Annotated in this window: 13 protein-coding genes; 12 read left to right on the forward strand and 1 reads right to left on the reverse strand. The window is 66.5% G+C overall.

Annotated features, from left to right (window positions below):
* Nucleotides 1-65: 65 nt before the first annotated feature.
* From C8C99_RS19805 to nudB, 5 genes are all read left to right on the forward strand, one after another.
* Nucleotides 66-407 (forward strand): FmdB family zinc ribbon protein, encoded by a 342-nt coding sequence (locus C8C99_RS19805; protein WP_056641197.1) that lies wholly within the window; start codon nucleotides 66-68, stop codon nucleotides 405-407.
* Between the two features lie 8 nt (nucleotides 408-415).
* Nucleotides 416-1,036, forward strand: coding sequence for a DUF502 domain-containing protein (locus C8C99_RS19810; protein ID WP_056641200.1), 621 nt, complete (start codon nucleotides 416-418; stop codon nucleotides 1,034-1,036).
* Between the two features lie 48 nt (nucleotides 1,037-1,084).
* On the forward strand, nucleotides 1,085-2,902 hold the full coding sequence (gene aspS, locus C8C99_RS19815; RefSeq protein WP_056641203.1) for an aspartate--tRNA ligase: 1,818 nt from the start codon (nucleotides 1,085-1,087) through the stop codon (nucleotides 2,900-2,902).
* 143 nt (nucleotides 2,903-3,045) lie between these two features.
* Nucleotides 3,046-3,879, forward strand: coding sequence for a CsgG/HfaB family protein (locus tag C8C99_RS19820; RefSeq protein WP_056641774.1), 834 nt, complete (start codon nucleotides 3,046-3,048; stop codon nucleotides 3,877-3,879).
* Between the two features lie 29 nt (nucleotides 3,880-3,908).
* Nucleotides 3,909-4,382: a dihydroneopterin triphosphate diphosphatase gene (gene nudB, locus C8C99_RS19825; protein ID WP_108626643.1), complete on the forward strand. Its 474-nt coding sequence runs from the start codon at nucleotides 3,909-3,911 to the stop codon at nucleotides 4,380-4,382.
* Between the two features lie 230 nt (nucleotides 4,383-4,612).
* Here nudB and C8C99_RS19830 read toward each other — a convergent pair whose 3' ends face one another.
* Nucleotides 4,613-6,391, reverse strand: coding sequence for a tetratricopeptide repeat protein (locus C8C99_RS19830; RefSeq protein WP_108626644.1), 1,779 nt, complete (start codon nucleotides 6,389-6,391; stop codon nucleotides 4,613-4,615).
* Nucleotides 6,392-6,508: 117 nt separating this feature from the next.
* Here C8C99_RS19830 and C8C99_RS19835 point away from each other — a divergent pair, with 117 nt between their 5' ends.
* The 7 genes from C8C99_RS19835 to C8C99_RS19870 all read left to right on the forward strand — a co-directional run bounded on the left by C8C99_RS19835 (nucleotide 6,509) and on the right by C8C99_RS19870 (nucleotide 12,069).
* On the forward strand, nucleotides 6,509-7,246 hold the full coding sequence (locus C8C99_RS19835; protein WP_056641212.1) for an endonuclease/exonuclease/phosphatase family protein: 738 nt from the start codon (nucleotides 6,509-6,511) through the stop codon (nucleotides 7,244-7,246).
* A gap of 37 nt (nucleotides 7,247-7,283) precedes the next feature.
* On the forward strand, nucleotides 7,284-8,528 hold the full coding sequence (gene clsB, locus C8C99_RS19840; protein ID WP_108626645.1) for a cardiolipin synthase ClsB: 1,245 nt from the start codon (nucleotides 7,284-7,286) through the stop codon (nucleotides 8,526-8,528).
* Nucleotides 8,529-8,645: 117 nt separating this feature from the next.
* Complete coding sequence (folE, locus tag C8C99_RS19845) at nucleotides 8,646-9,371, forward strand: GTP cyclohydrolase I (protein ID WP_056641776.1); 726 nt, start codon at nucleotides 8,646-8,648, stop codon at nucleotides 9,369-9,371.
* 2 nt (nucleotides 9,372-9,373) lie between these two features.
* A complete protein-coding gene (locus C8C99_RS19850) occupies nucleotides 9,374-9,796 on the forward strand; it encodes a BLUF domain-containing protein (RefSeq protein WP_056641218.1) in 423 nt (140 codons plus the stop codon).
* Between the two features lie 225 nt (nucleotides 9,797-10,021).
* On the forward strand, nucleotides 10,022-10,903 hold the full coding sequence (locus C8C99_RS19860) for a DMT family transporter (protein ID WP_108626646.1): 882 nt from the start codon (nucleotides 10,022-10,024) through the stop codon (nucleotides 10,901-10,903).
* Entirely contained in the window at nucleotides 10,900-11,754 is an 855-nt protein-coding gene (locus C8C99_RS19865) for a DUF429 domain-containing protein (RefSeq protein WP_108626647.1), read from the forward strand. Before C8C99_RS19860 ends, C8C99_RS19865 begins: the two co-directional genes overlap by 4 nt.
* An 84-nt stretch (nucleotides 11,755-11,838) precedes the next feature.
* Nucleotides 11,839-12,069 carry a hypothetical protein gene (locus tag C8C99_RS19870; RefSeq protein ID WP_108626648.1) on the forward strand — a complete coding sequence of 77 codons (231 nt, stop codon included), beginning with the start codon at nucleotides 11,839-11,841 and terminating at the stop codon, nucleotides 12,067-12,069.
* The last annotated feature ends 23 nt before the right edge of the window (nucleotides 12,070-12,092 follow it).

Genomic DNA, 12,092 nt, shown 5'->3' on the forward strand with positions numbered 1-12,092 from the left:
TCTTAGGGGGGGATGGTCCAGTAATGGGCTGTCCCTACCCTCCCACTTTCCCTCAACACACTGACATGCCTATTTACGCCTACAAATGCGGCTCCTGTGGCCATGCCAAGGATGTGCTGCAAAAAATCTCCGACGCACCGCTGACGGTGTGCCCCGCTTGCGGCGCCGAGGCCTTCTCCAAGCAGGTCACGGCCGCAGGTTTCCAGCTCAAGGGCTCGGGCTGGTATGTGACCGATTTCCGCGGAGGCAACGGGGGTAACTCGGCCCCGGCCACCGAGGCCAAGTCGGAGTCCAAGACCGAGTCGGCAGCACCGGCCAGTGGCGGTGATGCTCCTAAAAAAGAAGCGGCCAGCACAAGCAGCACTAGCGCCACCGGCGCCAGCGGCACTTCTTCGTCTTCGAGCTGAGGATCTGCATGGCTGCCTTGCGCAAATGGCTGTTGACAGGCCTCCTGGTCATCGTGCCCGGTGTCATCACCGCCTGGGTGCTCAACTGGATTGTGAGCACGCTCGACCAGACCCTGCAGATCCTGCCTGGCGCGTGGCAACCCGACAAGCTGCTCGGGGTGCATGTCCCGGGCTTTGGCGTGGTGCTGACACTGGCCATCTTGCTGGTGGTGGGCGCCATTGCCAGCAACTTCGCGGGCCGCAAGCTCGTGCAGTGGGGTGATGCACTGGTGCACCGCATCCCGGTGGTGCGCTCGATCTACTCCAGCGTCAAGCAGGTGTCGGACACGCTGTTTTCCGAAAGCGGCAATGCCTTTCGCAAGGCCGTGCTCGTGCAGTGGCCCCGCGAAGGGGTATGGACCGTGGCGTTCGTCACGGGTGCCCCCAATGGTGAAGTGGCTGCGTACCTGCGCGACGAGTTCGTCAGCGTGTACGTGCCCACCACCCCCAACCCTACCGGTGGGTATTTTGTGATGGTGCGCAAGAGCGACTGTGTCGAGCTCGACATGAGCGTGGACAGTGCCCTCAAGTACATCGTCTCGATGGGCGTTGTGGCTCCTGCGGACCCCACGCTGCCCCCACCCAAGTAAGCAATCTCTTTCAACGTCAACGCGCCCCCCGGCGCCGGAAGTTTTGTCATGGCCATGCGTTCCCACTATTGCGGTCTTGTGACCGAAGCCCTGATGGGCCAAACCGTTACCCTGTCGGGCTGGGTGAACCGCCGCCGTGACCATGGTGGCGTGATCTTCATCGACCTGCGTGACCGCGAAGGCTACGTGCAGGTGGTGTGCGACCCCGACCGCGCCGAGATGTTCAAGGTCGCCGAAGACGTGCGCAACGAGTTCTGCGTGCAGGTCAAGGGTGTGGTGCGTGCCCGCCCCGTTGGCACCACCAACGACAAGCTCAAGACCGGCCAGATCGAAGTGCTGTGCCACGAGCTGAACGTGCTCAACCCCTCGGTCACGCCCCCGTTCCAGATCGACGAGGAAAACCTGTCCGAAACCACGCGCCTCACGCACCGCGTGCTGGACCTGCGCCGCCCCTACATGCAGAACAACCTGATGCTGCGCTACAAGGTGGCCATGGAAGTGCGCAAGTTCCTCGATGCCAACGGCTTCATCGACATCGAAACCCCCATGCTCACCAAGAGCACGCCCGAAGGCGCGCGCGACTACCTCGTGCCCAGCCGTGTGCACGATGGCCATTTCTTCGCGCTGCCCCAGTCGCCCCAGCTGTTCAAGCAGCTGCTGATGGTGGCGGGCTTCGACCGTTACTACCAGATCACCAAGTGCTTCCGCGACGAAGACCTGCGCGCCGACCGCCAGCCTGAGTTCACCCAGATCGATATCGAAACATCGTTCATGGAAGAGCAGGACATCCGCGACATGTTCCAGGGCATGATCAAAACGGTGTTCCAGAACACGCTGGGCGTGGACCTGGGCGAGTTCCCCGTCATGACCTACCAGGACGCTGCGCGCCTGTATGGCTCCGACAAGCCCGACCTGCGCGTGAAGCTCGAATTCACCGAGCTGACCGACGTGATGAAGGACGTGGACTTCAAGGTGTTCTCCGGCGCCGCCAACATGAAGAACGGCCGCGTGGTGGCCTTGCGCGTGCCTGGTGGCTCGGTCGAAGGCGGTGGCATCAGCCGCGGCGAGATTGACGCCTACACCGAATTCGTCAAGATCTACGGCGCCAAGGGCCTGGCCTATATCCGCGTCAACGAGCTCGCCAAGGGCCGTGACGGCCTGCAGTCGCCCATCGTGAAGAACATCCACGACGCCGCCCTGCAAGCCGTGCTGGAGCGCACTGGCGCACAAGACGGCGACCTGATCTTCTTTGGCGCCGACAAGGAAAAGATCGTCAACGACGCGATCGGCGCGCTGCGCATCAAGATCGGCCACAGCGAGTTTGGCAAGAAGAACGGCCTGTTCGAGAACCGCTGGGCCCCGCTCTGGGTGGTGGACTTCCCGATGTTCGAGTACGACGAGGAAAACCAGCGCTGGAACTCGGTGCACCACCCCTTCACCAGCCCCAAGGACGGCCACGAAGACTGGATGGTCACCGCGCCCGAGAAGTGCATCTCCAAGGGCTACGACATGGTGCTCAACGGCTGGGAAATGGGTGGCGGCTCCGTCCGTATCCACCGCGCCGACGTGCAGCAGAAGGTGTTCGACGCCCTCAACATCACGCCCGAAGAAGCCCAGCTGAAGTTCGGCTTCCTGCTGGACGCGCTGCAGTACGGCGCGCCCCCGCACGGCGGCCTGGCCTTTGGCCTGGACCGCATCGTGACGCTGATGACCGGTGCCGAATCGATCCGCGACGTGATCGCCTTCCCCAAGACCCAGCGCGCCCAGTGTCTGTTGACGCAAGCGCCATCCGTGGTCGATGAAAAGCAACTGCGCGAGCTGCACATCCGCCTGCGCAACCCCGACGCGGTCAAGACTGCGGCGTGATTCCGGGCGCATCACCCACGTCCCTCGCGCATGCAGCCATGCATCGCACACCAAGCGGCTCGGGCCTTGTGCCCGGGCCGCTTTTTTCATGCTCCACCCGCCAGGCATTGATGGCCGGGCGCGGGCCCAAAGAGGCTTTCCCCATGCGTTTGTTGACAACTTCCCCCGTGTTGCTGCTGGTGACGGCCGCCTGCCTGGCACTGGCCGGCTGTGGCGAGAAGAAGACTGAACTGGGCCAGGGGGGCTCTGTGGTCACGGGTTCGGCCGGGCCGCAGGGCGCGCAGAACGCGGCCCGCGAGCTGGTGCGTTGTGATGCGCCGGTAGCCACCCTGGCGCTGGCCGAGAACCCCAATGGCTACATCATGGGCTCGGGCTACCAGCTGCCGGCGTCGCCGGTGCCGTTGGTCAAGCTGCTGGCACAGCAAAGTGGGTGCTTCCGGGTGGTAGACCGGGCGGCTGGCCTGAAGGGGACCATTCAGGAGCAGGAGCTGAAGGACGCGGGCGTCCTGCGCAAGAACAACTCCACCGTGGCCAAGGGCAAGGGTTATGAGGCGCAATACACGCTCACGCCCAGCCTCACGTTCAGCGAGCAGGATGCGGGCCGGGGCCTGGCCGGTGTGATCGCCATGATCCCGGTGCTGCGCGACATTGCAGGCCTGGCCGGGCTGGTGGAGCAGGTCAAGTTCAAGGAAGCGCAGACGGCCTTGCTGCTGTCCGACAACGAAACCACCGAACAGGTGGCAGCGGCCACGGGCTCTGCGCGCACCACCGACCTGGGCCTGGGTGGCCTGGTGTTTGGCAAGCTGGGCGGCGCTGCGGGTGCGGGCTGGAGCAATACCAATGAGGGCAAAGTCATTGCCGCGGCGTTTCTGGATGCACACAACCAGCTGGTTGTGCAGGCACGCGCGCTGCAGGCCAAGGAGCTGCCCCCGCCCGTGCCCACTACCCCGGCAGTCCAGCGCCCCAAGGGCGGTTGAAGGCCAGTGAGCGCAAGCGCCGCCCAGCCATGACACCCGCGCCCCAGCGACCGTACAAGCTCCCGGAGTCGGTGCTGGTGGTCATCCACACCCCGGCTCTGGAGGTGCTGCTGATCCGCCGCACCGGGGGTGAGGGGCATTGGCAATCGGTCACCGGCAGCAAAGATGCGCTGGACGAACCTTTTGCAGAAACAGCGCGGCGCGAGGTCGCCGAAGAAACCGGCATCGACACCCAGGCACCGGGTTGCTGGCTGGCCGACTGGGCGCTGGAGAACGTGTACGACATCTGGCCTCAGTGGCTGCACCGTTATGCACCCGGTGTGGTGCGCAACCGCGAGCGCGTGTTTGGCCTGTGCGTGCCCCCGGGGACGCCCGTGGTGCTGAGCCCGCGCGAGCACGATGCCTATGAATGGCTGCCCTGGCAGCAGGCGGCCGACCGGTGCTTCTCTGCGTCCAATGCCGAAGCGTGTCTGCTGCTTCCCCGGTTTGTGTGCCGTACGTGAGGTGGCCCGGTGTGGGCGGGCTCAAAGGGCCGAGAAGGGTGGAGAAGGTGTGTCCGCCCTCCAAGCCCGCTTGTCTCGCGCCGACGAACCCCCTCGGCGTTGCAAATGCCCGCCATGTCCCTCGCTATGGCTGCGCTTTGCGTCTTGACGGGGCACGGAGGTGCGACCCCCTCGGTCACGCCGGGTTCATTCACACTTTCTGAGCGAACGGAGGGCGGAGCGCCCGCCCATCACGGCGTATGGGGCGGCCGCATGCGCAGGGCGGCAGCAGGGTCGTCGTCGCCGACCTCGTCATCGTCTGCGGGCGCTGGGTCATCGGCCTGGCTGTCCTGCGGCGGCGGGAGGCGCGCGGGTGCGCTGTTGTCGGCACCGCCCCGTACCCGCAGCGCCACGCCACCCGGATGCCGCTCGCTGTCTTGCCCCAGGATGGCCCGTGCCGGGGTGTTGCCGATGCGGGTACGCAAGGCGTCGATGGCCTCCTGCAACGGCTCGGGTGTGGTCATGCGCGCGCCATGGCGCAGCAGCACTTGCTGGGCCATATCGAGCAGCTTGGAGTTGAGAGTGCGTTCGGCCTCGGCCAGCAGGTTCTGCACGGCACCGCCGGGGTCGCCCCCCAGGCTTTGCGCCATGGCCACCTCGGCCGTCTTGTTGACGCGTTGCAGGCAGTCGCGCACCAGGTCACTGTAGGGCGCATGCAGGTTGCAGGCGTTGGCCAGCAGCTCAGTCAGGCCGCGCGTGTTAGCGTAGCGCATGCCCAGGGCAAGCACCCAGCTGTCGCCCTCGGGCAACTCGATGGACGTGACGGCCAAGACGGCCAAGAGGCTGCCCAGGTTGCAGGCGGCCTCGAAGTCGAAGGTGCTGGAGGCGATCTCGCGGGCCATGCCACGCACCGATTCGACCGCCTGCGAGAACTGCCGCTGCTGGATGAGCTGCAGCGCGCGCGCCACCTCGGCAAAGCGCCGAATGCGTGCACTGCTCGGGTGGCGCTCCAGGATGCGGGCAAAGTCTGCCATGCACCGCTCGATGCCCTTGCGGTCGTTCTCGGCGTAATAGGCAAACGTCAGCAGCACCAGCGACTGGTAGTCGAACAGCTTGGAGTCAATGCCCAGCATCGTGGCGCGCGCCAGCACCTTGGTGGCGGTGGCGCGGTCGCCCATGTAGTACGACATCATCCCCAGCTTCTGCAGCCGCACCACCGAGTCGGGCGTGAGGGTACTGGCCGTGCGGTAGGTCTCGATGGCCTGCGCAAAGTTGCCCATCTCCACCTGCGCGCGGCCCAGCACGTCGTAGGCGTCGGCAAACGAGGCGTCCTCGCCAATCAGCTCCTGCAAGGTGGTGATGGCGCGGGCAGCCTGGCCCGATTCGATCTGTGCACGCGCCACGCCCAGCTTCGCCCAGGGCAGGGCGCGCGCGGCGATCACGGCTTCGAACAGCGTACGTGCCTCGTCGTGCCGCCCCAGGCGCAGCAGCAGCTCCGAGCCGATGCGCGCGGCATACAGCCAGTACGGCTTGCGGGCCTCGAAGCGCTCCACGCACAGCGCGGCGGCCTGCTCGAAGTCCTCGGCCTCGATGGCGTCGAAGATGGGCTTGAGGTGGATCTTGCGCAGGCGCGCCAGGCTCAGGCGCTCAAACAGCGCGCTGGGCGTGAAGGGTTTGAGCAGGTAGCCGTCCAGGGCCGACTCGGCAGCCTCAGCCACCGCTGCGTACGAGGCTTCGGCCGTGACCATGAAGAACACGGTGGAAAACGGCAGCAGCTGTGCGCGCCGCAGGTCGTCCAACAGGGTCTGGCCCGAGTAGTTGGACTCGCCAAAAAACTGGTCGCACAACACGTAGTCAAACACCGTGTGTTCCAGCCGGCTGCGTGCGTCTTGCACACGCGAGCACTGCACGATGCGGGTCACGCCGTATTCGCGCAACTGTCCCACCAGGATGCTGCGCGACGTGGCATTGCTGTCCACGATCAGCGCCTGGGTTGGTGGGGCGGGATTGGGGCCGCTTTCGGTAGCCATTGGGTGTGGGCCGTCCCTGCGTGCTCAAGAAGTTAGAGGTGCCAGTGTAAGGCGCAGCGCTATCCTGCGGTCGTCGGGCAAACCCCTTGCCCGGGCGGCTTGCGACACAATTCAACCATGCAACACGACGACATCCTGCGGGTAGCCACCTACAACATCCACAAAGGGGTGCAAGGCATCGGGCCCGCGCGGCGGCTGGAGATCCATAACCTGGGCCTGGCGGTGGAGCAGCTCGATGCCGACATCGTCTGCCTGCAGGAGGTGCGCAAGCTGCACCGGCGTGAGGCGGCGTATTTTCAGCGCTGGCCCGAGCTGCCGCAGGCCGAGTTCCTGGCGCCCGAAGGCTACGAGGCGGTGTACCGCACCAACGCGGTCACCAAACACGGCGAACATGGCAACGCGTTGCTGACCCGCTGGCCCGTGATCGGGCACCAGCACGAAGACATCTCGGACCACCGTTTCGAGCAGCGCGGCCTGTTGCATGTCGAGGTGGACGTCCAGGGCCGCAAGGTGCACGTGATCGTGGTGCATCTGGGCCTGATCCCCGGCAGCCGCATCCGCCAGATCGAGCGCCTGCAGAGCTTCATCGAGCGCGAGGTGCCGCCCGGCACGCCGCTGGTGGTGGCGGGCGACTTCAATGACTGGGGGCAGTTGCTCAAGCGCATGCTGGCGGGCTTTGGCCTGTATGAGTGGGATGCGCCGCGCACCTTCACCTACCCCGCGCGCCTGCCCCTGGCGCAGCTGGACCATGTGTATGCGCGCGGGCTCACGCCGCTGTCGCTGCACGTGCCGCGTGGCCGCATCTGGTGGCGCATGTCAGACCACTTACCCTTGATCGCGGAGTTCGGGCTGTGAGGCTTTGCCGTGGTGCGCGCGGTGTCGAGGTGGCGGGATGAGGCGCAAGCCCTTTGCGCAGGCCCCGGGCACCGGGCCCGCCGATGACCACCAGGTGCGCCTGCTGCAGGGCGCCGAAGAGCTGTTTCCGGCACTCATCGAGGCCATGGATGCCGCGATGGCGGACATCCAGTTCGAGACCTACATCTTCGACTTCACCGGCGCCGGTGCCTCGGTGGCCCAGGCGCTGATGCGCGCGGCAGCGCGCGGCGTGCGCACCCATCTGGTGGTCGATGGCGTGGGCACGGGCGCGTTGCCCAAGGCCTGGGCCGAGCAGCTCCAGGCCGCAGGGGTGTTGTGCAGCGTGTATTCGCCGCTGGGGCCGCTGGGGCTGCTGCTGCCGCACCGCTGGCGGCGCCTGCACCGCAAGCTGTGCGTGGTGGATGGGCGCGTGCTGTTTTGCGGCGGCATCAACGTGCTGGACGACTATCACGACCCCAACTACGGCGCGCTGGAGGCCCCCCGTTTTGACTTTGCAGTGCGGACCACGGGCAGCCTGGTGGCATCGGCCAGCGACACCATGGAGCAGCTCTGGTGGCGCATGCAGGCCGTGCGCGACGCGCGCCAGCGCCGCCTGCCCGAGGCGCTGCAGGCCCTGCGCGCCGCCAGCGCAGCACGGCATGCCGCGCAGGGCGCCAAAGCCGACGCCCGGCCACCCGTGCGCGCTACCCTGGTGCTGCGCGACAACGTGCGCAACCGCAGCCGCATCGAGAAGGCGTACCGCAAGGCCATCGGCGCGGCGCGGCACGAGGTCATCATCGCCAACGCCTACTTCATGCCCGGTGGCAAGCTGCGCCGCGCGCTGGTGATGGCCGCGCGCCGGGGCGTGCGCGTGCGGCTGCTGCTGCAGGGGCGGTACGAATACTTCATGCAATACCACGCGGCCCGCCCCGTGTATGGCGCGCTGCTGGAGGCGGGGGTCGAGATCTACGAGTACGCCCCCAGCTTTCTGCACGCCAAGGTGGCCGTCATCGACGCGCAGGGCGACCGGCCCTGGGCCACAGTGGGCTCGTCCAACCTCGACCCGCTCTCCCTGCTGCTGGCGCGCGAGGCCAACGTGGTGGTGGAAGACGCCGCCTTCGCCATCGACCTGCGCCAGCGCCTGGTGCACGCCATGCAGCACGCGGGCCGCCGCATGGACCCTGCGCGCTATGCCGGCCGCCCGCTGCGCCAGCGGGTGCTGGACCGCGTGGCTTTTGGCCTCATGCGCCTGGCGCTGTGGGTGACGGGCAAGCGGTATTGACGGTCGCTTTGTCCAGATTGCTATTTAATTTATAGCTATCAAGGCATATTGCACTAGCGCTTGCTGCCTAAAACCCTTGCAATCGATCAACCCGCGTTCGCTGGTACGATGCCACCCATGTCCAGCCAACCTGCCGCCGATATGACGCCCACCTCACCGGACGAAGGCACGCCCGTTTCCGTCAAGATCCGAGAGCGCCTCGCCGCCGCGCGCAAGCGCTTTCACGCCAACGACAACATCGCCGAATTCATCGAGCCCGGCGAGCTGGAAAAGCTGCTCGACGAGGTCGAGATCAAGATGCAGGGCGTGCTCGACAGCATGGTGATCAACACCGAAGGCGACCACAACACCAACAACACCGCGCGCCGTGTGGCCAAGATGTACCTCAACGAGGTGTTCCGCGGCCGCTATGTGGCACAGCCACCCATCACCGAGTTTCCCAACGCCGAGCACCTCAACGAACTGATGATCGTGGGCCCGCTCACCGTGCGCAGTGCCTGCAGCCACCACTTCTGCCCCGTCATCGGCAAGATCTGGATCGGCGTGATGCCCAACGAGCACACCAACGTGATCGGCCTGTCCAAATACGCGCGCCTGGTGGACTGGATCATGGGCCGCCCCCAGATCCAGGAAGAAGCCGTGGTGCAACTGGCCGACCTCATCATGGAAAAGACCCAGCCCGACGGCCTTGCCATCGTGATGGAAGCCAGCCATTTCTGCATGTCCTGGCGCGGCGTGCGCGACAACGACAGCCGGATGATCAACTCGGTCATGCGCGGCGTGTTCCTAAAGGATAGCGCGCTGCGCCGTGAATTTTTGTCCCTCATTCCTGGAAAGAACTGACCATGCTGGTACGCCTGCTTTACGCCAGTCGCGCGGTCGATACCTCGCCCGCCGCCATCGAAGCCATCCTGACCCAGTCGCGCCAGCACAACCCGGGCTGCGGCATCACCGGCGTGCTGTGCTACGGCGGCGGTGTGTTCCTGCAAGCCATCGAGGGCGGCCGCTCTGCGGTGAGCGAGCTGTACGGCCACATCCAGAAAGATCCGCGCCACCAAAACGTCGAACTGCTGCACTACGAAGAAATCGCCGAGCGCCGTTTTGGCGGCTGGACCATGGGCCAGGTCAACCTGTCCAAGATCAACCACTCCATCTTGCTCAAATACTCTGAAAAGCCCGAGCTGGACCCGTATGCGGTGTCGGGCAAGGTGTCGTTTGCGCTGCTTGAAGAGTTGATGGCCACCGCCTCCATCATCGGAAGAGCATAGAGATCACCCCCCTGAGGCGCTGCGCGCCTTCCCCCCGCTCTCGCACCACTTCGCGGTGCGGGCAGGGGGACGCCACCAGTGCGGCGGGGCGGCCCTTGCACGGTGGCCCCCGGCTTGGGCCGCGCCAGTTGCAGATGCCGTGAGCGGTACCTAGCCCTTCAATCCAAGCCGCAGCCGCCATCGCGCTGCGGCTTTTTGCATTCAAGCCCTCTCTCTTTTTGACCCGTGACCTTCACCGCCTTCGCCCTCATCATCCTCGCCGGCCTCATCCACGCGTGCTGGAACATTGTGGCCAAGAAGGCTGGGGGGGACTCGCGGTTTGCGTTCTTCACCTCGGTGATCATGATGGTCGTGTGGGCGCCGCTGGGCTGGTACCTGGGGCGCGACGCGGTGCCGCTGTGGGGCGCGGTGGAGTGGGGCTTTGTGGTCGCCAGCGGGCTGCTGCATGTGGCTTATTTCGTCATCCTGCTGCGCGGCTACCGCGTGGCGGACCTCACCGTGGTTTACCCGCTGGCGCGGGGCTCGGGGCCGCTCTTGTCGTCGCTGGTGGCCATCACGCTGCTGGGCGAGCAGATCTCGGCGCTGGGTGCCCTGGGCATTGTGGGCGTGGTGGGGGGCGTGTTTCTGATCGCGGGCGGCCCGGGCCTGCTGCAAGCGGCGCACGACCCCGCCGCACGGGCGCGGGTGCACAAGGGCATGTTGTACGGTTTGCTCACGGGCGCATTCATTGCCAGCTACACGGTGGTCGATGGCTATGCGGTCAAGTTTTTGCTCATGTCGCCCATCCTGGTGGACTACATGGGCAACTTTGTGCGCGTGGGGCTGCTGGCGCCGGTGGTGCTGCGCGACCTGCCCACGGCCCGCACGCTGTGGCTGGCGCAGTGGCGTTTTGCCCTGGCCGTGGCGGTGGTGAGCCCTGTTGCCTATGTGCTGGTGCTCTACGCCATGCAGCAGGCACCCCTGTCGCACGCGGCCCCGGCGCGCGAGGTGTCCATGCTGTTTGCCGCGCTGATCGGCGGGCACCTGCTGGGCGAGGGTGACCGCCTGGCGCGCATCTGTGGAGCGCTGTGCATTGCGGCGGGCGTCACGGCCCTGGCATTGGGATGACAGCCATGGCACCCCAACCCCCATTCCAGCTGCTGGGCTGCGACTTCTCCAGCAGCCCCACGCGGCGCAAGCCCATCATGCTGGCGCTGGGCCAGCGCCAGGGCGCGCGCGTGGTGCTCACCGCGCTGCAGCCGTTCGACACCCTGGCCGCATTCGGCCAGTGGCTGGTGCAGCCCGGCGACTGGGTGGGCGGGTTCGACCTGCCGTTTGGCCTGCCGCGCGAACTGGTGCAGGCACTGGGCTGGCCCACCGACTGGCAGGCCTGCATGCAGCACTACCGCAGCCTCAGCCGCGAGCAGATCCGCGCGCAGTTTGCGGCGTTCTGCGATGCGCGTCCCGTGGGTGGCAAGTTTGCCCACCGCGCCACCGACGTCCCCGCAGCCTCCAGCCCCTCGATGAAATGGGTGAACCCGCCCGTGGCCTACATGCTGCACGCGGGCCTGCCGCTGCTGCTGGACGCAGGCGTGCACCTGCCCGGCCTGCATGCAGGTGACCCCCGCCGCGTGGCGCTGGAGGCCTACCCCGGCCTGCTCGCGCGCGAAGTGCTGCAGCGCCGCGGCTACAAAAGCGACGACCGCGCCAAGCAGACCCCCGACCGCCTCATCGCCCGCAAAGACCTGGTCAATGCGCTGGAGCTGGGTCAAACGCGCCTCGGTCTCCGCCTCAAGCTCAGCCACGCCCAGCGCGATGCGCTGGTGCAAGACGCCAGCGGCGACAGCCTGGACGCCGTGCTGTGCCTGCTGCAAGCCGCCTGGGCCGAGCAGCGCCATGCCGAGGGCGATGCGCTCTACGGCCTGCCGCCGGGGCTCGATCCGCTGGAAGGCTGGATCGTCACGGCGGACAAGCCCTGACCAACGATCCCGCCGCTTTTCCGGGCATCGGCCTGCCGCAGGCTGCGTAGCATGGGTGGGACACGTTCGATGCTTTGTTTGCCCATGCTTTTCGCCCCCCGCCTTTCGTGCGCGCTGTTCGCGCTGGTCGTCTTGCTGGCCCCGCTGCTGGTACAGGCCTCCCCCGCGCCTTGGTATTACTGGCGCAGCCTGGTCGACGGCCAGCGTGTGTGTGCGCAAACCTCGCCCGGCCCGGGCTGGGAGCAGGACAGCGCCGCTCACGAAGGCCCCGGCTGCCAGCCGCGCCGCAGGGTGCTGGTCGTGCCCATGCGGTGACGGGCCGCACGGTGGGTGGTGGA

The organism is Acidovorax sp. 107, assembly GCF_003058055.1.
In the GTDB taxonomy this organism is placed as follows: domain Bacteria; phylum Pseudomonadota; class Gammaproteobacteria; order Burkholderiales; family Burkholderiaceae_C; genus Acidovorax.

Coding starts and splice junctions, on each gene's coding strand:
- C8C99_RS19805 (WP_056641197.1), top strand. CDS start 66: ATGCCTATTTACGCCTACAAATGCGGCTCCTGTGGCCATGCCAAGGAT.
- C8C99_RS19810 (WP_056641200.1), top strand. CDS start 416: ATGGCTGCCTTGCGCAAATGGCTGTTGACAGGCCTCCTGGTCATCGTG.
- aspS (WP_056641203.1), top strand. CDS start 1,085: ATGGCCATGCGTTCCCACTATTGCGGTCTTGTGACCGAAGCCCTGATG.
- C8C99_RS19820 (WP_056641774.1), top strand. CDS start 3,046: ATGCGTTTGTTGACAACTTCCCCCGTGTTGCTGCTGGTGACGGCCGCC.
- nudB (WP_108626643.1), top strand. CDS start 3,909: ATGACACCCGCGCCCCAGCGACCGTACAAGCTCCCGGAGTCGGTGCTG.
- C8C99_RS19830 (WP_108626644.1), bottom strand. CDS start 6,391: ATGGCTACCGAAAGCGGCCCCAATCCCGCCCCACCAACCCAGGCGCTG.
- C8C99_RS19835 (WP_056641212.1), top strand. CDS start 6,509: ATGCAACACGACGACATCCTGCGGGTAGCCACCTACAACATCCACAAA.
- clsB (WP_108626645.1), top strand. CDS start 7,284: ATGAGGCGCAAGCCCTTTGCGCAGGCCCCGGGCACCGGGCCCGCCGAT.
- folE (WP_056641776.1), top strand. CDS start 8,646: ATGTCCAGCCAACCTGCCGCCGATATGACGCCCACCTCACCGGACGAA.
- C8C99_RS19850 (WP_056641218.1), top strand. CDS start 9,374: ATGCTGGTACGCCTGCTTTACGCCAGTCGCGCGGTCGATACCTCGCCC.
- C8C99_RS19865 (WP_108626647.1), top strand. CDS start 10,900: ATGACAGCCATGGCACCCCAACCCCCATTCCAGCTGCTGGGCTGCGAC.
- C8C99_RS19870 (WP_108626648.1), top strand. CDS start 11,839: ATGCTTTTCGCCCCCCGCCTTTCGTGCGCGCTGTTCGCGCTGGTCGTC.